The organism is Pseudonocardia sp. Ae150A_Ps1, assembly GCF_001932315.1.
GTDB lineage: Bacteria > Actinomycetota > Actinomycetes > Mycobacteriales > Pseudonocardiaceae > Pseudonocardia.
The window spans coordinates 5658948-5678696 of sequence record NZ_MCIJ01000001.1 but is presented as its reverse complement, the minus strand read 5'-3'; the positions used below and the strand labels follow the sequence as shown (position 1 = coordinate 5678696).

At 75.1% G+C, this 19749-nt stretch carries 21 protein-coding genes and 1 pseudogene; 13 read left to right on the top strand and 9 right to left on the bottom strand.

The window, feature by feature from the left end:
* Nucleotides 1–14: 14 nt before the first annotated feature.
* Complete coding sequence (locus Ae150APs1_RS34015) at nt 15–968, bottom strand: M23 family metallopeptidase (RefSeq protein ID WP_249266490.1); 954 nt, start codon at nt 966–968, stop codon at nt 15–17.
* A 443-nt stretch (nt 969–1411) separates the two neighbouring features.
* Between Ae150APs1_RS34015 and Ae150APs1_RS30710 the strand changes: the two are divergent.
* From Ae150APs1_RS30710 to Ae150APs1_RS26755, 3 genes and pseudogenes are all read left to right on the top strand, one after another.
* Nucleotides 1412–2182: pseudogene (locus tag Ae150APs1_RS30710) on the top strand (IclR family transcriptional regulator); the annotation flags it as partial.
* 263 nt (nt 2183–2445) lie between these two features.
* On the top strand, nt 2446–3279 hold the full coding sequence (locus Ae150APs1_RS26760) for an SGNH/GDSL hydrolase family protein (RefSeq protein ID WP_060572742.1): 834 nt from the start codon (nt 2446–2448) through the stop codon (nt 3277–3279).
* 119 nt (nt 3280–3398) lie between these two features.
* Nucleotides 3399–4241 carry a glycerophosphodiester phosphodiesterase family protein gene (locus Ae150APs1_RS26755; RefSeq protein ID WP_139317191.1) on the top strand — a complete coding sequence of 281 codons (843 nt, stop codon included), beginning with the start codon at nt 3399–3401 and terminating at the stop codon, nt 4239–4241.
* A gap of 23 nt (nt 4242–4264) precedes the next feature.
* Here the strand turns inward: Ae150APs1_RS26755 and Ae150APs1_RS31520 are convergent, their stop codons facing one another.
* Nucleotides 4265–4687 (bottom strand): DUF4190 domain-containing protein, encoded by a 423-nt coding sequence (locus tag Ae150APs1_RS31520; RefSeq protein ID WP_139317192.1) that lies wholly within the window; start codon nt 4685–4687, stop codon nt 4265–4267.
* Nucleotides 4688–4761: 74 nt separating this feature from the next.
* Entirely contained in the window at nt 4762–5967 is a 1206-nt protein-coding gene (locus Ae150APs1_RS26745) for an RtcB family protein (protein ID WP_075301048.1), read from the bottom strand.
* 190 nt (nt 5968–6157) lie between these two features.
* On the opposite strand from Ae150APs1_RS26745, the gene Ae150APs1_RS26740 reads away from it, so the two are divergent.
* Entirely contained in the window at nt 6158–6622 is a 465-nt protein-coding gene (locus tag Ae150APs1_RS26740; RefSeq protein WP_075301046.1) for a hypothetical protein, read from the top strand.
* Here Ae150APs1_RS26740 and Ae150APs1_RS33030 read toward each other — a convergent pair.
* Entirely contained in the window at nt 6595–6810 is a 216-nt protein-coding gene (locus tag Ae150APs1_RS33030) for a YkvA family protein (RefSeq protein ID WP_212567264.1), read from the bottom strand. The two genes, Ae150APs1_RS26740 and Ae150APs1_RS33030, sit on opposite strands and share 28 nt — an antisense overlap.
* A 262-nt stretch (nt 6811–7072) precedes the next feature.
* The gene (locus tag Ae150APs1_RS26730; RefSeq protein ID WP_010226107.1) at nt 7073–7516 is read right to left on the bottom strand and encodes a CBS domain-containing protein; all 444 of its coding nucleotides are present in this window, start codon (nt 7514–7516) and stop codon (nt 7073–7075) included.
* 119 nt (nt 7517–7635) lie between these two features.
* Between Ae150APs1_RS26730 and Ae150APs1_RS26725 the strand changes: the two genes are divergently transcribed.
* Both Ae150APs1_RS26725 and Ae150APs1_RS26720 read left to right on the top strand, forming a co-directional pair.
* Nucleotides 7636–8103: a MarR family transcriptional regulator gene (locus tag Ae150APs1_RS26725; RefSeq protein ID WP_139317193.1), complete on the top strand. Its 468-nt coding sequence runs from the start codon at nt 7636–7638 to the stop codon at nt 8101–8103.
* Entirely contained in the window at nt 8100–9119 is a 1020-nt protein-coding gene (locus Ae150APs1_RS26720; RefSeq protein WP_075301041.1) for a thiamine pyrophosphate-binding protein, read from the top strand. Before Ae150APs1_RS26725 ends, Ae150APs1_RS26720 begins: the two co-directional genes overlap by 4 nt.
* 598 nt (nt 9120–9717) lie before the next feature.
* Here the strand turns inward: Ae150APs1_RS26720 and Ae150APs1_RS26710 are convergent.
* Nucleotides 9718–10629 (bottom strand): alpha/beta hydrolase, encoded by a 912-nt coding sequence (locus Ae150APs1_RS26710; protein ID WP_075301039.1) that lies wholly within the window; start codon nt 10627–10629, stop codon nt 9718–9720.
* Nucleotides 10630–10736: 107 nt separating this feature from the next.
* On the opposite strand from Ae150APs1_RS26710, the gene Ae150APs1_RS26705 reads away from it, so the two are divergent.
* A complete protein-coding gene (locus Ae150APs1_RS26705; protein WP_010236335.1) occupies nt 10737–11153 on the top strand; it encodes a MarR family transcriptional regulator in 417 nt (138 codons plus the stop codon).
* A gap of 10 nt (nt 11154–11163) precedes the next feature.
* Here the strand turns inward: Ae150APs1_RS26705 and Ae150APs1_RS26700 are convergent, their stop codons facing one another.
* Nucleotides 11164–11493: a hypothetical protein gene (locus tag Ae150APs1_RS26700; protein WP_075301037.1), complete on the bottom strand. Its 330-nt coding sequence runs from the start codon at nt 11491–11493 to the stop codon at nt 11164–11166.
* 332 nt (nt 11494–11825) lie between these two features.
* Between Ae150APs1_RS26700 and Ae150APs1_RS30700 the strand changes: the two genes are divergently transcribed.
* The gene (locus Ae150APs1_RS30700; RefSeq protein WP_212567263.1) at nt 11826–12479 is read left to right on the top strand and encodes a PadR family transcriptional regulator; all 654 of its coding nucleotides are present in this window, start codon (nt 11826–11828) and stop codon (nt 12477–12479) included.
* 40 nt (nt 12480–12519) lie between these two features.
* Here the strand turns inward: Ae150APs1_RS30700 and Ae150APs1_RS26685 are convergent, their stop codons facing one another.
* Nucleotides 12520–13818 carry an MFS transporter gene (locus Ae150APs1_RS26685; protein ID WP_075301031.1) on the bottom strand — a complete coding sequence of 433 codons (1299 nt, stop codon included), beginning with the start codon at nt 13816–13818 and terminating at the stop codon, nt 12520–12522.
* A gap of 144 nt (nt 13819–13962) precedes the next feature.
* Between Ae150APs1_RS26685 and Ae150APs1_RS26680 the strand changes: the two genes are divergently transcribed.
* From Ae150APs1_RS26680 to Ae150APs1_RS34010, 4 genes are all read left to right on the top strand, one after another.
* Complete coding sequence (locus Ae150APs1_RS26680) at nt 13963–14937, top strand: PAC2 family protein (RefSeq protein ID WP_075301029.1); 975 nt, start codon at nt 13963–13965, stop codon at nt 14935–14937.
* A 43-nt stretch (nt 14938–14980) separates the two neighbouring features.
* Nucleotides 14981–15460, top strand: a complete 480-nt coding sequence (locus Ae150APs1_RS26675; RefSeq protein ID WP_075301027.1) for a hypothetical protein — start codon at nt 14981–14983, stop codon at nt 15458–15460.
* Between the two features lie 31 nt (nt 15461–15491).
* Nucleotides 15492–16169, top strand: coding sequence for a hypothetical protein (locus Ae150APs1_RS30695; protein ID WP_083680536.1), 678 nt, complete (start codon nt 15492–15494; stop codon nt 16167–16169).
* Nucleotides 16170–16294: 125 nt separating this feature from the next.
* On the top strand, nt 16295–16714 hold the full coding sequence (locus Ae150APs1_RS34010) for a hypothetical protein (protein WP_083680537.1): 420 nt from the start codon (nt 16295–16297) through the stop codon (nt 16712–16714).
* 13 nt (nt 16715–16727) lie between these two features.
* Here the strand turns inward: Ae150APs1_RS34010 and Ae150APs1_RS26665 are convergent, their stop codons facing one another.
* On the bottom strand, nt 16728–18998 hold the full coding sequence (locus Ae150APs1_RS26665; RefSeq protein WP_170918202.1) for a pyruvate dehydrogenase: 2271 nt from the start codon (nt 18996–18998) through the stop codon (nt 16728–16730).
* 241 nt (nt 18999–19239) lie between these two features.
* On the opposite strand from Ae150APs1_RS26665, the gene Ae150APs1_RS26660 reads away from it, so the two are divergent.
* Entirely contained in the window at nt 19240–19737 is a 498-nt protein-coding gene (locus Ae150APs1_RS26660; RefSeq protein WP_075302645.1) for an Lrp/AsnC family transcriptional regulator, read from the top strand.
* The last annotated feature ends 12 nt before the right edge of the window (nt 19738–19749 follow it).

Here is a 19749-nt window from a genome sequence, read left to right as displayed (position 1 = left end):
GCCCGGCCGCCCGGTCAGGTGTAGGAGAACCCGTTGGCGTCCAGCCACGGCTTCGGGTTGATCTTCGTCCCGCTCGGGTCGACGACCTCGATGTGCAGGTGCGGGCCGGTGGACTGGCCCCGGTTGCCGACCTCGGCGATCTGCTGACCGGCCGAGACCTTCTCCCCGACCGACACCAGGGAACGGTTGATGTGGCCGTAGACGGTGACGGTGCCGTCGTCGTGCTGCACGCGGACCCACATGCCGAACCCGCTGGCGGGACCGGAGCTGATCACGGTGCCGGCCAGCGGGACGTGGATCGGCGTCCCGATCGGCGCGGCGACGTCCATTCCCATGTGGCCGGTGCCCCAGCGGGTGCCGAACCCGGAGGTGACACGCCCGGTCACGATCGACACCGCGCCGCCCGCGGAGGCGGACTGCAGCGAGCCGGTCGCACCGGCGGCGCGGGCGGCCTCGGCGGCGCGCGCACGCTCGGCGGCGGCCTTCTGCACCTCGCCGACCGACGCCGACGCGCTCTGCACGGCCTCGGCGGCGCCGGTGTGCGCGGCGGGAGCCGCGGTGACGGTCCGTGCGGCGACCGAGCCGCCCGCGGCGGCCGGGGTGGCCAGCGCGGCGATGGTGCTCGCGTCGGCGATCGGGGTCGCCGCCGGAGCGGAGTCCACCGGAGCCCGCGGCGCCGGTACGGCGGCCTCGGCGGGGGCCTCGGACGACAGCCCCTGGAACCAGGCCGCCGGGGAGGGCAGCTCGGCGCCGCCCGTCGTCGCGTGCGCGGCGCCGGCGAGCCCGCCGACCGCGACGACGGCCGCGACGACCTTCGCCGACGTCGAGACGGAGGAGCCCGTGTCCCGGGAGCCGGCGGAGCGGGAGGTCCCGGCGGCGTCACGGGGGACGGACCAGCCCGCGGTGCGGGCGTGCCGGACGTGCGGTCCGGCCGGGAAGGTGCCGCCGATGCCACCGGCTCCTGCCACCGCGAACTGCGGTGACAGGAGCCCGAGGCTCGCAGGTCGGCCCTGGGGGGAGCGATGCCGTGCCACGATCTTCCTTCCAGATCGCGGAACGGCGGACAACCCGTGGGGAGCGGGCAGCCCGTCGGGGGTCGGGCCGCGTCCGGTTCGTAACCGTTCCGTGATCTGAGAAGCACGCTAGCGGGGCTCGGCGCCCGGACAAACCCGAAAGGGTGATCACGAGACCACCGGAACGCGACGGGCGGTGAGCGGACGCTCGGTGACCGACACCGGCGCAACCTGCCGTTCATCGCAGCGACCACCGGCGATCTCACCCCGAATCAGGCGATCGACCTGCACGAACGCCGCCGGGCCCGCTCGGGCCGAGTGGTCTCGCCGTCCGGCCGGGGTGTGCCGGCGGTCACGCACCGTGGCCACCATCGGGTGGCACACCGGCGGCACACCGGGTGCCGTCGAGCATCGCGAGCGGCGACCGGAGATCCGCACGTCAGCGCCCTGCCGGGCGCCCCGGGAGCCGCTTGACGCACCGGCCGGGCGGGCCTAGCGTGCCCGCTCCCGGAGCGATCGGCCCCGGAGGTCACCCCGTGCTCGTCCGGACGGGAGGCACGGCCGTGGGCGACGCACCGCTGTCGACGGTCACGAACGCCGCCCGGCTACTCAAGACCTTCCTCACCGACGAGGGCCCGGTCGGCGTCTCCGAGCTCTCGCGGCGGCTCGGCGTCGGGAAGTCCGCGGTGCACCGGCTGGTCACGACGCTGGCCGCGGAAGGGCTCGTCGAGCAGGACCCGCACACCGGCGGTTACCGGCTCGGCATCGTGCTGCTCGAGCTCGGCCGGGCGGTTCCGCTGCACCGCGAGCTGCACACGGCCGCGGCCCAGGTCCTCTTCCGGGTCCGCGCGCAGACCGGCGGGTCCGTGCAGGTCGGCGTGCTCGTCGGCGACGAGGTCGTCCACGTCGACCGGCTGGAGGGCCCCCACCACCCGCCGCCAGGGGCCGGGGGCCGCGTTCCCGCCCACCGCACCAGCTGCGGTCGCGTGCTGCTCGCTCACCTCGACGCCGCCGAGCGCGAGGAGTACCTGGCGCACCCGCGGATCCCCGCCCCCCGGCAGCCGGAGGACCTGCGCGCCGGGCTGGACCGCGTGCTGCGGTCCGGCTGGGCGGAGGTGCCGGACGAGCAGGAGGGCGACGTCGCCTCGGTCGCCGCGCCGGTCCGCGACGCGACCGGCCACGTCGTCGCCGCGCTCGCGGTGGGCGCGCCGGTGTCCCGCTTCGGCCCCCGGAACGACGACGGGTCGCCCGCCTCGTCGTCGAGGCCGGGGAGGCGATCTCCCGCCGGCTCGGGTGGGTGCCGGAGACCGGCGCCGGGCCCGGGGACCGGTGACCGGGACCCGTTCGGCCCACACCGTGCTCCACCGCCCGTGCACCCGGTCACCCGGTACCGCGATTGCCGGGAGGGTGTCGCCGGCGGTTGGCTGGAGCCGTGCGCCGCCTCCTGCTCCCGCTGCCGGTCTGTGCCCTGGCGGTGCTGCTGCTCGCCGGGCTCGCGCCCGCCGCCGTCGCCGCCCCGCCCGGACCCGCCGTCGCCCGCAGCGACACCCGCTACGTCGCGCTCGGTGACTCCTACGCCGCCGGGGTCGGGGCCACCCCCGATCCCGCCACCGGCGCCTGCCGTCGCAGCGACAGCTCCTACCCCGCGCTGTGGGCGGCCCGGAACTCCCCCGCGTCGTTCACGAACGTCGCCTGCAGCGGCGCGACGAGCGGCGAGGTCGTCGCGAAGCAGGTCCGCACGGTCGCCAGGGACACCTCGCTCGTCACGATCACGGTGGGCGGCAACGACACCGGCTTCGGGCCGGTGCTGGCGACCTGCAGCACGGCGCCCGACGACGAGACCTGCTTCCGCGCGATCCGGGCCGGTGAGCGTGCCGCCCGGTTCGTCGCGCCGGGCGGCCTGATCTCGACGATCGTCGGTGTCCGGCTGCAGGCACCGGACGCGACGATCCTCGTCCTCGGATACCCGCGGCTGTTCGAGCCCGGTGCGTCCTGCGACGTGAGCGGGGTGCCGAACGCGGCCCGGCGTGCGGCGCTCAACCGGGCCGCCGACACGCTCGACGCGTCGCTCGCCGACGCGGCGCAGCGCTTCCGCGGGGAGTTCGTCGACGTCCGGGGCGCCTTCGCCGGACACGGGCTCTGCAGTGCCGACCCGTGGATCAACCCGCCGGGGAGGTCCGCCGACCAGGCGCTCTACCACCCGACCGCCGAGGGCTACGCCGGCGGCTACCTGCCCGCACTCACCGCGGCGGCCGCACGCACCTGACACCCGGCGCTCAGGGGTTCCGACACTCGTCGCCGCGTGGCCATCTGCACGCCACCCACCGGACGAACCGGACACGAAGGGTCGAACCCGATCGTGTTCCCCTATCCGGAGGTACCCCCGTGCGCCCCCTGCGCCGCGTGCTCGGCACGCTGCTCCCCGTCGCCCTCGTCCCGGCCGCCCTGCTGGCCCTCGCCCCGTCCGCCGTCGCGGAGCCGCAGGAGGACGGCCCCGAGGTCGTCGCGCACCGCGGCGCGTCCGGCGACGCCCCGGAGAACACCCTCGCCGCCGTCGACGAGGCCGTCGCCCAGAAGGCGGACTCGGTCGAGATCGACGTCCAGCGCACCGCCGACGGCCGCCTCGTGCTGCTGCACGACGGCACCCTGACCCGCACCACGGACGTCGAGCAGGTCTTCCCGGCCCGCGCGCTCGCCCCGGTCGGGTCCTTCACCCTCGACGAGCTGAAGCAGCTCGACGCCGGATCCTGGTTCGGTCCGGAGTTCGCCGGCGAGCGCATCCCGACCTTCGACGAGTTCGTCGAGCGGGCCGGTGACCGCGCGGGCCTGCTGATCGAGCTCAAGGACCCGGCGACCTACCCCGGCATCGAGAAGGAGGTGGCGGCCGCGCTCGGTGAGCCGCGCCCGGGCGTCGTCGTGCAGTCGTTCGACCACGACGCGATGCTGCGCTTCGCCGAGGCCGCGCCGGGGATCCCCGCCGGGTGGCTCTACGAGACCCGCCCGACCGCCGCCGAACTCGACGAGGCGAAGGCCGCCGGGGTCGACCAGGTCAACCCGAGCTTCCGGAACACCGACGCCGCCCTGGTCGGGGCCGTCCGCGAGCGCGGCATGGAGACCGGCGTCTACACCGTGAACGAGGAGGCGGACATGCGCCGCATGCTCGACGCCGGTGTCGACCGGATCATCACCGATCACCCGGGCGTGCTGCGGGGCGTGCTCGGCGGCTGATCCGCGGGTCCCGGCCCGGGCCGTCAGTAGCTGTTGCCCGCCATCCCGAACGCGGCGATCCCGACGAAGAACACGATCGCCACGACCAGGACGGCGACGCCGATCCAGCCGAGCACGATCCCCGCGGTGGCCAGGCCGCCGCCCTGCTCGCCACGTTCCGCGATCTGCCGCTTCGCGACGTAGCCCAGCACCAGGGCGAGGATGCTCCCGAGCCCGTACAGCCAGAGGATCCCGAGGACGAGCGAGGCGATCGCCATGCCGTTCGTCGGGCGGGGCGGCGGGTAGGCGGGGCCCCAGCCGGGGTACGGGCCGGGCGGTCCCCCGTACCCCGGTGGGCCGGCAGCCCACGGTGGCGGGCCCGCGGCCCCGGGGCCGTACCCGGCGCCGCCGGGTGCGTCGTCCCCGGGCGTCCCGCCCGGCCGTGGGTCGCGGTCGTCACTGCTCACGGCACCACCGTGCCCTGCGCGGCGGCCCGGCACCAGCCCGGCGCGCACCCGGCCGGTCGACAGTGGACGGGCACCTACCCCTTCACACAGAGGATCGTGCGGAGCCGGTGCTCCACCCGGACGAGGTCGGTCTGCTCGGACATCACCGTGTCCAGGTCCTTGTAGGCGCCGGGGATCTCGTCGAGCACGCCCGCGTCCTTCCGGCACTCGACGCCCTCGGTCTGGGCCTGCAGGTCGGCGACCGAGAACTGCCGGCGCGCCGCTCCCCGCGACATCCGCCGCCCGGCACCGTGCGACGCCGAGCAGTACGACTCCGGGGCCGCCAGGCCGGAGACGATGAAGGAACCGGTCCCCATCGACCCGGGGATGATCCCCCGGCGCCCGCCCTCGGTGGAGATCGCGCCCTTGCGGGTCACGACGAGCTCGACACCGTCGTAGGTCTCCTCGGACACGTAGTTGTGGTGGCAGGACACCTCGGGCTCGAACGCCACCGGCCGGCCCAGTGCGCGGGCGAGCGCCGCCTCGAACAGCCGCATCATCACGTGCCGGTTGAGCCGGGCGTACTCCTGCACCCAGAAGAGGTCGGCCCGGTAGGCGTCCATCTGCGGTGTCCCGGACAGGAACACGGCGAGGTCGCGGTCGGGCAGGTCCTGGTTGTGCGGCAGCTCCTTCGCCTTCTCGATGTGCAGGTTCGCGAGGACGTTGCCGATCCCGCGCGAGCCGGAGTGCAGCATCAGCCAGACCCGGTCGTCGCCGTCGGTGCACAGCTCGAGGAAGTGGTTTCCGGAGCCGAGCGAGCCGAGCTGCCGGTGTGCCTTCGTGCGGAGCGCGTCCTCGCTGGTCCACGACGCGTCGCGCAGATGGTGCAGCCGGTCGAACCCGGTCCAGAACGCCGTCCAGTCGTAGCCGTCCTCGATGCCGAGGCGGGCCAGGTCGGGGCCGTCGCGGTGGCCGGCGCGCCCGACCGGGACGTCCCGCTCGACCTGCGACCGGACGCGGGCGAGCGAGTCGGGGAGGTCGGCCGCGGTCAGGTCGGTGCGGACCGCGGACATGCCGCACCCGATGTCGACGCCGACGGCGCCCGGGGAGACGGCGTCGCGCATGGCAACGACCGAGCCCACGGTCGCGCCGTAGCCCTGGTGCACGTCCGGCATGACGGCGACGCCGTGCGTCCAGGGCAGCGCCGCGCAGTTGCGCAGCTGGGTCAGTGCGCCCGGCTCGACCGACTCCGGGTCCGTCCAGAGACGGACCGGTGCGGCGGTGCCGGTGAGGGTGAACATGGCTCGTCCTTCCGGTTCGGTACGCCCCGGCGATCGGGGGTGATCGACGATCGCGCACCGGCGCCGGACGGGCATCCGGATTTCCGGTCGCGTGCCGCGGGGTCCGCCGACAGGGACCTCACGGGCCCCGACCTAGAATCCCGCCGACGGATCGGCCGCGCGGCCCGGTCGGCGACGGGGAGGCACCACGATGACGGGTGTACGGCGGCTCGCGCTGCTCGTCCCGGCGGCCCTCGTGCTCGTCGCCGGGTGCGGCGGGTCGCTCGCCACGCAGCCCGGCTCGTCCCGCCAGGCGACGACCACCGAGGCGGTCGCGACGACCCCGTTCTGCGAGGCGGTGCAGGCCAGCCGGGACGCCGCCCAGCCGGTCAGCGGGCTCGCGATCGGCCGCTCGCTGGGCGACATCGACCGGGTCGCCGCCGAGGTCCGCCGGGCGAACCAGCAGGTCAGCTCGCTGGCTCCGCAGGAGATCCGCGCCGACTTCGACCGGGCCAACCAGCTCGTCGAGCGTCAGCTGGAGCTGCTCGAGGCCAACGGCGGCGACACGATGGCCGTCGCACGGGACCCGGAGATCGCGCAGGCCCGCAGCGACCCCGAGTACCAGGCGGCGTCGCAGCGGATCAACGACTACGTCCGGTCGAACTGCGCGACCTGACCGCCGTCGATCACGACGGGGGCGCTCCGGCGCCAGCCGAGGTAGCGGTCGGCCTCGACCAGCAGGGCCCCGCCCAGCCACATGGCGACGACGGCGTCGTCGGTGAGGCCCAGCACGGCCAGGAACGCCTCGGGCACGAGGTCGACCGGCGAGACCAGGTAGGCCAGTGCCAGCAGGAACGTGGCCATCCGGCCCTTGCCCAGGTGCGGGGTAGGTGCCGCGCCAGGCGTCGCCGACCATGGACGGCAGGGCCCTGACCCGGGCGGCGGGGCCGGGCTCACCGGGACCGCCGCGACGGGTCAGCGCCCGGAACAGCGCGGTGAACGCGGCCGTACGACCGGCCCGGCGGGACGTGGCGGATGCAGCGCTCATGACATGGTCAACGCACGCGCACCCGCCGTCGTTCCCGGTGGAACGGACGTCACCCTCCCGGCGGGCCCCGCCCTGGGATCAGTGCGAGGCGAGGTAGATGTCGCGCAGCACCCCGGCCTCGGTGCTCATCTCGGCCAGCCGCTGCTTCACCACGTCGCCGATACTGATCATCCCGCAGAGCTTCCCGTCCTCGACGACCGGCAGGTGGCGGTGCCGCCAGCGGTTCATCTGCGCCATGACCTCGGCGATGGGGTCGTCGGGCCGGCAGGTGATCACGTGCCGGGTCATCACGTCGGCGACCGTCAGGCGGCTGACCGCGCCGCCGTCGGACGCGAGCCGGCGCACGATGTCCCGCTCGGAGACGATCCCGTCGACACGCTCACGGAACCCGTCGTCGGACACCACCAGGGCGCCGATGGCGGGCGGTCCGGCGAGCCGCGTGGCCGCCTCCCCCACCGTGTTCCACGACAGCACGGTCTGCACCGCGTCGCCCTTGATCCGCAGGATGTCGGACACCTTCATGGAACTCTCCCTTCGACGCCCGCTATTGTTGCGCTTGCGCAGTAGTTGTGCAATGCCAAGAACTTCCGGGCGAGCTCTCATCGGCCGGTAAAATCCGCCCGTCAGGGAGGGGACGCGACGTGCCCGACACACGAGCCCGCGAGATGGATCACGTCCGCAGCGCCGACGTGGAGGCCGGACTCGCCGTGGCGCGGCTGTTCACCGGGATCAGCGTCCGCGCCGTCGCCGCGACCGACAACGCGATCACGTTGCCGCAGCTCAGGGTCCTGATGATGATCGACGAGTCCGGGCCGACGAACGTCGCGACCGTCGGGCGCGGGTTGGGCGTGCACTCGTCCAACGCCACCCGGGTGGTCGAGCGGCTGGTGCGGGCCGGCCTGATCGCCCGCCGCACCCACGACGACGACCGCCGGCACCTCGTCGTCGAGCTCACCGCGGCCGGCCGCGCCGTCGTCCACGACATCGACGAGCACCGCCGGGCGGAGATCGCCGCCGTCCTGGGCAGGGTCCCGGCCGGTCGCCGTGACGACGCCGCCGCCCTGCTCGCCGCGCTCGCCGCCGCGGGCGCGCGTCCCGCCTCCGCATGACGGGACCGACCGTCGCCGACGACGTGCTGTCGGCCCTGCGCGGGGCGGGCGCCACGACCGTGTTCGGCATGCCCGGGGTGCACAACCTCGCGTTCTTCGGTCCCGGACCCGGCTCACCGGTCGTCGTCCGGCACGAGCAGGCCGCGACCGCCGCCGCCGACGGCTGGGCCCGCCGCACCGGGCGCCTCGGCGCGGCCGTCGTGACCACCGGGCCGGGGGCGACGAACGCGCTCACCGGTCTCGGCGAGGCCGCGGCGGCCGGGTCACCGGTGGTGCTGGTGGCCTCGGAGATCCCGCAGCGGCTGCGGCGCCCGGGACGGCTGCGCGGGGTGCTGCACGAGTCACGGGACCAGGCCGCGGTGTTCGCGCCGCTGGTGAAGGCGGTCCGCACCCCGCGCACGGCGGCCGACACCGCGCGGGCGGTCCGGGAGGCGGTCGTCGTCGCGCTGACCGAGCCACGCGGCCCGGTCTACGTCGACGTCCCCGCCGACCTGCTGGGCGCACCCGCCGAGGTCGCTCCCTGCACCGTCGAGGACGGAGCCCCGGCACGACCCGACGACGACGCGCTCGCCGCGGTGACGGCTGTCCTCGCGGGCGGGACCGTCGTCGTCTGGGCGGGGCGCGGTGCCGTCGACGCCGCCGGACCGGTGTCCGCACTCGCCCGGCGGCTCGGGGCGCCGCTGGTCACCGCATTCGGGGCGCGCGGGCTCGACGGCGCGCTCGACGCTCCCCCCGCACGAGCCGGAGGTCGCCGCGCTCGTCGGGTCGGCGGACGTCCTGCTCGCCGTCGGCGGCGGGCTGGACGGGATGGACACCCGCAACTGGACGATGCCCCGCCCGCCGGTGCTCGTCACCGTCGACCCGGCGCCGCCGGCCGATCCGCCGGAGTGGGCGCCCGACCACGCCCTGACCGGCGACGTGGCCGTGATCGCCGGGGAGCTGGCCGCCGGCTTCCCGGGGCGCGGGCCGTGGTGGGACACCGGCGTCGCCGGCCGGGTCCGGGCCCGCCTGCGTGACGACCCGGCGACCGCCGACGCCTGGACGCTGGTCGAGGCCGTCGAGTCGGTGACGGCGACCGGAGCCGCCCTCGTCTGCGACATGGCCGTCGCGGGCTACTGGACCGGCGGCTACGCCCGGGTGAGCGGGCCGCGCGGTCTCGCGTACCCGGTCGGCTGGGGCACCCTCGGGTTCGGCCTGCCCGCGGCGCTCGGCGTGGCGGCGACCGGGACCCCGACCCTGGCCGTGGTGGGCGACGGCGGGCTCGCCATGGCCGTCGGTGAGCTCGCGACGCTGGTGCAGGAGCAGCTGCCGGTGACCGTCCTCGTCGTCGACGACGGCGGGTACGGGATGCTCCGCTACGACCAGGACCGCGCCGGTGCGCCGCACGCCGGGGTGGACCTGCACACCCCCGACCTGGTCGCGCTGGCCCACGCGTACGGGCTGGACGCGGTCGACGTCCCGATCGCCGGGCTCGGCGCCGCGGTACGCGACGCCGTCGGGTCCGGCCGCCCGCACCTGGTCCGGCTCGGCGCCGCGCTGCTCCCGCCCCGCACGACCTCCCCCGCTGGAACGACGAGTGACCGGCCGCCTCCCTTCCCGGTCCGTGATCACGGGTTACAGGTGGGACTCGTAGAAGGCGGCCAGGCGGTCGGTGGCCGCGTCGACGTACTCGGGGACGTCGTACATCTCGTAGTGGCCGGCGCCCTCGACGACCATGAGGTCGACGGGGTGCGGCGCCAGGTCCCACAGCCGCCTCCCCGCCTCGGACGAGCCGGTGTTCCCGGCGCGCCCGGCGAGCACGACCTGCAGCGGCTGGGTCATGAGCCGGTCGACCAGGTGGAACGCGTCGTACCCCAGGAGCAACGCGTCGCCGCGCGCGAGGCGGCGGTTCGTCGAGTGCTCGTGGCCACCCCGCGCGATCCGGTAGTAGGTGACGGCCTGGGTGGTGTCGAGGTCGGTCAGGCCGGCCGCGACGGCCTCCTCCGGGGTGTCGGGCAGCCAGTTCACCCGGGCCTGCTCACCGGTGCGGTTCTCCTCGGTGCGTGCGGCGGCCAGGGCGTCGAGCGCGGCCACCGGCCCGTCCGGCTGGAAGCCGCGGAACGAGGTGCCCATGTTCCCGGGGACGACCGTCCCGACCGCCCGGATGCGGTGGTCGGTCCGGGCGGTGTGCACCGCGTAGCCGCCGCCGGCACAGATGCCGAGGACACCGATCCGCTCCGGGTCGATACCGGGGAGCGTGCCGAGAGTGTCGATCGCGTACGAGATGTCCTCGCCACGGCGGTACGGGTCCTCGAGGTCGCGGGGCTCGCCGCCGCTGCTCCCCTGGTGTGCCGGGTCGAACACGAGCGCCGCGATGCCCCGGGCGGCGAGGCGGGCGGCGTAGTTCGCGCCGATCTGCTCCTTCACGCTGCTGCCCGGGGTGGAGAGCACGACGGCGCGCAGCGGCGCGTCGCCGGCGTCGTCGGGCAGGTGGAGGTCGGCGGCGAGCTCGATCGGCCCGCGCGGGATCGTGACGTGCTGGAGCACCGGGTGACGCCTTCCGTCTAGAGTCCGTCCGGCCATCGGCCGTTCCGGACCACCACCAGTTCATTCTCGTACTTGTTTAGAACTGTACCACCTGACGGGAGACGCGCATGTCGGTCGACGCCGCGCAGCTGTGGACGCTGAACCACCGCCTGCTCACCGTCGTGCTGGACGCCTGCACCGGTGAGCTGGCCGCGCTCGGGCTCGAGACGAAGGAGTTCTTCGTCCTCGCCGAGGTGGGCACGTCGCCGTACCCCGCCGAGCTGGCGGCGGCGCTGGTGATCCCCAGGGCGAGCGTGACCGTCTACGTCCGCAACCTCGTCGGCAAGGGACTCGTGCGACGCGAGATCGACGACGCGGACCTCCGGCGGCACCGCCTCGCGCTCACCCCCGAGGGCGAGGTGGCACGGGACCGGGCACTCGCGGCGCTCGCGACGGAGTTCGAGCGCAGGCTGGCGACGATCACGGCGCGCGACCGCGCCGCACTGCAGCGGATCCTGCACGCGCTGCTCGCGCCCGGGGAGTGACCCCGGCCGGTCAGGACCGTCGCGGCCGCCGGGCCCGCCTGACGACCAGCAACGCCCCGGCCCCGGCCGCAGCCGCCCCGCCGGCGAACGGGGCCGCGGCCCGCGCGATCTCCCCGGCCCGGGTGACCAGGGCCTCGCGCCGGTAGGCGATCGCCCCGGTGAGCCGGTCGAGACTCGCCCGGAGCTCCGTCGCCGCGTGGACGACGCGCTCGTCACGGCCGTCGGAGCGTGCGGAGAGGCGGTCGCGCAGGTCCTCCGCCGAGACCTCGCTCAGGTCGAGCATCTCGGCCTCACCCCGGGACGCACCCTCGGAGCCGTCGTTCCTGTCGTGACGCCCCACGGCGACCTCCCCTCGTCCGGCCCGGCACCCCCCCGGACCTGCACGAACAGTCAACACGGGACCCGCGCGACCGGCCACCCGCCGAACGGCGGGGGTCCTCCTCAGCAGATTCTCAGACATATCTCGTTGCAACTCTGACAGGTCGCGATATATCGCGATGGCACACAAGTCGATCGAAGAGGAGGCTCACGACGAGAGGACCACGAGTCATGACCACGCGAGACATGCCCTGGGGCCCGCCGTTCGCACGCGGACGCCGCCCCGGCCATCGCCACCCCCGGGCCCGGTTCGGACCCGACTCCCCCTTCACCTGCGGCCCCCAGGAGGCACCCATGGACGACGAGCACGACGACGACGAGGAGCGCGGCCCGCGCGGCCGCGGACGCCGGCACCACCGCGGCGGCCCGCACGGCCGCGGACGTGGCTTCGGGCCGGGCGGCCCCTTCGGCCCCGGTGGCCCCTTCGGACCGGGTGGCTTCGGCCCCGGCGGTCCGTTCGGGCCGGGCGGACCGCGCGGCTTCGGCCGGCGCGGCCGTCGCACCGCCCGCGGTGACGTCCGCACGGCGGTGCTCGCCGTCGTCGCCGACGGCCCGCGGCACGGCTACGAGATCATCCAGGAGATCACCGCGCGCTCCGGCGGCCGGTGGAAGCCGAGCCCCGGCTCGGTCTACCCGATGCTGTCCCAGCTCGAGGACGAGGGCCTGGTCCGCTCGGAGCAGACCGAGGGCCGCCGGGTCGTCCACCTCACCGAGGAGGGCACCCGGCACGTGGAGGAGAACCGCGCCGCGCTGGACGCGGTGTGGGCCCCCTTCACCGCCGACGGCGAGGCGTCCGACGAGCCGGCCGACGGGCTCGGCGAGGAGCTGTCCAAGCTGTTCGCCGCCGCCCAGCAGGTCGCTGCGGCCGGGTCGGCCGAGCAGGTCGCCTCGGCGACCGAGTCGCTGACCGAGGCCCGCAAGGCGCTCTACCGCCTGCTGGCGGAGTGATCACGCCGGTGCCCGGCCGCGCGGCCGGGCACCGGTGTCCTCAGGACAGTTCGCGGCGGCGACGGCCGCGCCGCAGCACGTCCCGGATCGGCGGGACGACCGTGCCCTCGGCCGCCATCACCCGGCGCGCCTTGCGACGGGCGCCGACGACACCGACCACGGTGATCGCCCAGATCGGGAACTGCACCAGCCAGGCCGTCCGGAACGCCTCCGGCGTGTAGCCGCCCGAGGCCCCGAGCACGGCGCCGACGAGCAGCGTCGTCGTCAGCGACGCGGTGAACCCGCCGACGTTGACGATGCCGACCGCCGTCCCGCGCCGGTGCTCGGGGTTGAACGTGCGGGCGTAGTCGAACCCGACGGCCGAGCACGGCCCGTTCGCGGCCAGCACGACGACGAGCAGCACCAGCAGCCACATCGGCGCCGGCGGCGGCACGAGCAGCACCGCGACCCACACCAGCACGGTCGCCGCGATCACCGACAGCACGAGCCAGGACCGGCGCAGCGGGTGCCGGGCGGTGAACTCGCCGAACACCGGCCCGACGACGGCGCCCGCCAGCACCAGCACGGTCAGCATCACCGAGGCACCGGTCGGGCTCATGCCCTGCCCCACCACCAGGTACGGCACGCCCCAGAGCAGCGCGAACACCAGGCCGGAGCACTGCGTCCCGGCGTGCGACCACAGCCCGAGCCGGGTCCCCGGATGGCGCCACGCGCCCTTCAGGCCGTCGAGGACCTCGCGCGGGCTCGCGGCGGCCGCCGGGGCGGGCGCACCCGGCGGACGGTTGCGGAACCCCGCGAACACCGCGGTCCCGGCGACGACACCGGCCCCCGCGGCGGCGAGGAACGCCGGTGTCCAGCCCCAGCCGTGCAGCACGGTGGCCAGCGGCACCGCCGAGAGCACCTGCCCGAACTGGCCGAGCAGCGCCGTGAGCTGGGTCATCAGCGGGACCCGGCGGGCCGGGAACCACACCGACAGGACCGACAGCACCGAGATGAAGGTCAGCGCGTCACCGACACCGACGAGCACCCGGGCCATGATCGCCAGCGGCAGCGAGGTCGCGAGCGCGACCAGGACCTGCGCGGCCGTCATCGTCACCGCGCCGGCGAGCACCATCGTCCGCGCGCCGAACCGGTCGAGGAGCAGCCCGACCGGGACCTGCAGCATCGCGTAGACCAGCAGCTGCAGGACGAGGAAGCCGCCGAGCATCGTCGGTGACGCGTCGAACCGGTCGGCGGCGTCCAGCCCGGCGACGCCGAACGAGCTGCGTTGAAGCACCGCCACGACGTAGGCGAGGAGACCGGCGGACCAGACGAGGTAAGCGCGCTGTGACGTGTGCATGACGGAACCCCATTGTGGTCCATGCGCACACCGCACACCCGCTCCGACGACACGTCTCACACCGCGGACCTCCGACGAGTACCGGGCGCGGGCGGCGCGCATCCGGATAGGGTCGGGCCGCACGCCACGACACGGAGGACACCGGTGCTCGATCCCGCCCAGCTCTACCAGGTCGACAAGGCCGCACCGCGGCTCGACGAGCCCGTCCTCATCGTCGTCCTCGACGGCTTCGTCGACGCGGGGAACGCCGCGGCCCTCGCGGTCGGCGCGCTGACCGACGAGCGCGAGACCACGCCGGTCGCGAGCTTCGACATCGACCAGCTCGTCGACTACCGCTCCCGGCGCCCGCCGCTGCGCTTCGAGACCGACCACTGGTCCGACTACGACCCGCCCGCCCTCGACGTCGTCGCACTCACCGACACCGGTGAGACCCAGTACCTGCTCCTCTCCGGCCCCGAGCCGGACACCCAGTGGGAGCGGTTCGTCGCCGCCGTCGGCCTGCTGGTCGAGCAGCTCGGCGTCCGCCTGGTGATCACCCTGCAGGGCATCCCGATGGCGGTGCCGCACACCCGTCCGATCGGCGTCACCGCGCACGCGACCCGCCCCGAGCTGGTCGAGGGCCACACCCCCTGGTTCGCGACCGCGGACGTCCCGGGGAGCGCGGCCGCGCTGCTCGAGTACCGGCTCGGGCAGACCGGTCAGGACGCGATGGGGTACGCCGTGCACGTGCCGCACTACCTGGCCCGGTCGGCGTACCCGCAGGCCGCGCGGGTGCTGCTGGACCACGCCGGCCTCTCCGCCGGTCTCTACCTGCCGACCGAGACGCTGACCCGCGCCGCCGAGCAGGCCGACACCGAGATCGCCGAGCAGATGGCCGACTCCGACGAGGTCGTCCAGGTGGTGAAGGCGCTCGAGGAGCAGTACGACCAGGTCGCCGCGGCCCGCGAGGGCGGGAACCTCACCGACGAGCTGGAGGGTCGCGACCTGCCCAGCGGTGACGAGCTGGCCGCCGAGTTCGAACGCTTCCTCGCCGCGGGCGGCGACGACAAGCCCGGCGACAAGTCCGGGCGCGACAACGACCCGCCGCAAGAACCGCCGGCCCCGCCGGCACCGGCGTGAGCGTCCGCTAACACCGGCACCGCGCCCGGCGAGTCCCCGCTCCGTGGAGGCATGGAGCGAGTTCGGGGTCGCCGTCACGGGCGCCGGTGCCGCCCTGATCGGCCTGCTCTTCGTCTCGATCTCGATCAACCTGCGGCAGATCATCGGCTCCGCGCTGCTGCAGAGCCGCTCCGCGTTCGCGCTGCTGCTGCTGCTCGTCCCGACCGCGTCGGCGATGCTGCTGCTCGTGCCACAGACCCCGGCTGCGTTCGGCGTCGAGCTGCTCGTGCTCGCCGTCCTGGTCTGCCCGGGGCTGCTCTGGCAGGCCCGGCCGGGCGTCCGGCCGCCCGAGCAACCGGTGGCCGTCCGGCTCGCCAGCACCGTCACCCCCGCCGTGTGCACGGCGGGCGGCGTGCTGGTGAGCGGTGTCCTGCTGGTCACGGGCAGCACCGCCGGCCTGTACGTGCTCGTGTTCGCCGTCCTCGCCGCCTTCGCGGGTGCGCTGACCACCACCTGGGTGCTGCTCGTGGAGATCCTGCGCTGAGCCCGCGACCGATCCGATTCCGGGAGGGCCCGTGGGCCTCGTGATGCAGGACGACCTCTTCGACGCCCAGTTCGTGCGTGCGCTGGCCTACGTCCGGTCCGGCGGGGCGGAGCTCGGCGAGTGCGTGGCGACCGCACGGCGGATCACCCGCACCGACGGCGCACTCTGGTACGCGGAGTGGTCCGCGACCGCGGAACGCGTGCAGCGTGACGCCGAGGAGAGCCTGCGCCGGGGGCACCGGGCGAGCGCCCGGGACGCGTTCCTGCGGGCGTCGAACTACCACCGCACCGCCGGCCTGTTCCTCATGGGGGCGCCGGTGGACCAGCGGTTCCGGGACAGCTCACGGGCCCAGACGGCGGCCTTCCGCGCCGCGGGCGAGCTGTTCGACCGCCCGCCGGAGGTCCTGGCGATCCCGTACGAGGGCACCACGCTGCCCGGCTACTTCTTCCGCGCCGCCGGCGACGACCGGCCCCGGCCGACCGTGATCCTCACCGACGGCTACGACGGCACGGTCGAGGAGCTCTACCTCGCCTCCGGCGCCGCCGCCCTGGAGCGCGGCTACCACGTGCTCGCCTTCGACGGCCCCGGCCAGGGATCGGTGATCCTCGACCAGGGCATCCCCTTCCGGCCGGACTGGGAGAACGTCGTCTCCCCCTCGTCGACCACGCCCTCGCCCGCCCCGACGTCGACCCGGAGCGGATCGCGCTGATCGGCTGGAGCTTCGGCGGCTACACCGCCCCGCGGGCCGCGACCGCCGAGCACAGGCTGGCCGCCTGCGTCTCCGACAGCGGGCCCTACGACCTGCTCGACGCCGTCCGCGCGAAGCTCCCCCGCGTGCTGGCCCGGGGGCTCCCCCACCGCACCCCGCTCACCCGGCCCCTGCTGCGTGCCGCCCTCGGCTCCACCATCCGCAAGCCGTCCGCAGGCTGGTCGATGCGCCGCAACCTCTGGGTGCACGGGGCCGGCGACCCACTGGAGATGCTGTCGATGCTCGCCGCGTACACGCTCAAGGGCCGCGAGCACCTCGTCCGCTGCCCGACGTTCGTGTGCCGCACCGCGGGCGACGAACTGTCCGCGGCGGCCCCGGTCCTGGCCGCCGCGCTGACCTGCCCCGTCGAGTACGTCGAGTTCGGCCGGGCCGACGACGTCTCCGGGCACTGCGAGACGAGCGGGCGTGCCGTGTACCACCGCCGCGTCTTCGACTGGCTCGACGCCACGCTGGCGGCGCCCGCCCGGGTCGCGGCGGCGGGCTGACCGGCGGCCCGGGCTACAACAGGTCCAGGGCGGCACCGACGACCGCGTCGGCGTCGAGCCCGTGGTGGGCGTACACCGAGGCGAGGTCGCCGGACTGCCCGAACCGGGACACGCCCAGGTGGGTGGCGGGCACCCGGTTGATCCCGGCCAGGAACGCGAGGGTGTGCGGGTGCCCGTCGAGCAGCGTCACCATCGGTGCCGCCCGGCGGGCCGGGAAGACGGAGTCGAGCACCCACGGCTCGGCCTGCGGCCGGGCCGGGCGCCCGGCCCGCGCCTGGACGGCGTCGAACAGCAGCCCGGGGCTGGTCACGCAGACGACCTCCACCGCGTACCCCTGCCCGGCGAGCCGGTCGGCCGCGGCGAGCGCCTCGGTGAGCAGCGGCCCGGCCGCGGCGATCGTCAGGTCCGGGGTGCCCTCGGTGCGGCGCAGCGGGTAGGCGCCGGCGACGACCTGCCGGCGACGGCGCTCCCGTGCGGCCGGGTCCGCCGGGATCACCGCGAGGGACTGGTCGACCGGGCGCGTCGAGAGCCGTAGGTACGCCGACGTCCCGTCCGGCCGCCCGAGACGGGCCAGCGACGCCAGCAGCGTCCACTCGACGTCGATCGCGAACGCCGGCTCGTAGGTCACGCAGCCCGGCTGCTCCAGCCCGACCGACGGCGTCGTCACCGACTGGTGGGCGCCGCCCTCCGGCGCCAGCGACACCCCGGACGGCGTCCCCACCAGGATCGACTGCCCGCCGGCGTAGATCCCGAACGACCACGGCTCCAGCGCCCGCTCGACGAACGGGTCGTAGAGCACCCCGATCGGCAGCAGCGGATGCCCCCACCGCGACCAGGTGGCGCCCAGCTCGCCGAGCGCGCCGACGAGGTTCCCCTCGGCGATGCCCAGCTCCAGGTGCTGGCCGGTGGGGCGCTCGCGCCAGTGCAGGATCGTCTCGGGGTCGTCGTCGAACCAGTCCTTGCGCTCGGCCGGCGACCAGACGCCGACCTTGTTGACCCAGCCGCCGAGGTTGGTCGACGACGACACGTCCGGGCACAGGGTGACGACCCGGCCGGCGGCGTCGGGCGCCTCCCGGGTGATGTCGAGCAGCGCGCGGCCCAGCGCCGCCTGCGTGGTGGCGCGGCCGGTCGGGGTGCGGCCGATGTCGGTGGGCAGCGCGGGAGCCGGGTGGTCCTCCACGGGGTCGCGGTGCAGGCGCCGTGCGGTGGTCAGGCACAGCTCGGCGGCCGCGGAGCCTGCCGGGAACCGCCGCCACGGGTCGTCGACGTCGGCGCCGACCGCGTCGGCGAGCTCGCGCATCTGGCCGGCGTCGAGGATCGAGCCGTGGTTCTGCGGGTGCCCCGCCGACGCGAGGCCGTGCCCCTTCACCGTGTAGGCGAGGACGACGGTCGGGCGGGAGTCGTCGATCGCGTCGAACGCCTCGCGCAGCGCGTCCGGGTCGTGCCCGCCCAGGTTCCGGACGGCGGCGAGCAGCGTCTCGTCGTCCAGCGTCGCCACCAGTTCGGCGAGCCCGGGGTCGTCGGCGGGCAGCCGGGTGCGGACCTCGCCGGCGTCGCACCGCAGCAGCCGCTGGTACTCGGGGTTCTGCATGGTGTCGATCCGGGTCCGCAGCGCCTCGCCGCCGGGACGGGCGAACAGCTCGTGCAGCAGCCGCCCGTACTTGACCGTGAGGACCTGCCAGCCGGCGGCGGCGAACATGCCCTCGATGCGCGTCGCCCCGATGTTGGGCACGACCCGGTCCAGCGACTGGCGGTTCAGGTCGACGATCCAGACGACCTCGCCGAGCTCGCCGACCATCGGGTCGAGGATGGCCTCCCAGACCGCGCCCTCGTCCAGCTCGGCGTCGCCGACCAGGGAGTACTGGCGCCCCTGGGAGACACCGCCGAACCGCGACGAGACGTAGCGGCGGGCCACGGCCCCCCAGATCGGGGCGGTCGCGCCGATGCCGACCGAGCCGGTCGAGTAGTCGACGGGGTCGGGGTCCTTCGAGCGGGACGGGTAGGATTGCAGCCCGCCGAACGCCCGCAGCGTCGGCAGGTAGGACGCGTCCAGCTCGCCGAGCAGGTAGTTGATCGCGTGCAGGACGGGCGACGCGTGCGGCTTGACCGAGACCCGGTCACCGGGCTGCAGGTGCTCGAACCAGAGCGACGTCATGATCGTCACCAGCGAGGCCGACGACGCCTGGTGCCCGCCCACCTTGAGGCCGCTGGGGTCGCCGCGCCGGTTGGCCGCGTCGATGATCGCCGTCGACAGCCACAGCACCCGCTGCTCGATCTCGGCCATCGGCCCGGCCGCCGGGACGGCGGGGGCGTTCGTCGGGTCGGCTGCCGTGCTCATCGTCGTCTCCAGCTTCGTCGCTGCTCGCGCAGGTTGCTCCCCCAGCCCACCACCACGATCATGAGTGCACAACCTGATCCGGCGGGACCGTGCAGAGTGCACGGATCCACGGGCAGCGGACCGAGCGGGGACGGGCAGAGTGCACACCGGCGACCACACCCACACGACCGGCGGCGGCGATCGCGCGGTGCCGCCGGGTCCGGGCGCACCGGCGCCGACCGACCTCGACGGGCACGACGCCCGGCTCCTGCTGGCCCTCGCCGAGGACCCGCGGGCGACCGTGCTGGCGCTGGCCGGGAAGGTCGGGCTCTCCCGCAACACCGTGCAGGCCCGGCTGGCCCGTCTCGACCGGCTCGGGGCGCTCGACACCTTCGAGCGCCGCGTCGACCCGGCCGCGCTGGGCTACCCGCTGACCGCCTTCGTCACCGTGCGGGTGGTGCAGCGCGAGCTCGCCGCGGTCGCCGACGCGCTGGAGCGGGTACCGGAGGTGCTGGAGGTGCACGGCGTCTCCGGCGAGGAGGACCTGCTCGTCCACCTGGTCGCCCGCGACGCCGACGACCTCTACCGCATCGCCGGGCACCTGCTCGCCATCGACGGGGTGGAGCGGACGTCGACGTCGCTGGTCATGCGCTCGCTGGTCGGGTTCCGTACGGCCCCCCTGCTGCACCGGCTGGCCGGCGGCTGACACCCGCGCCCC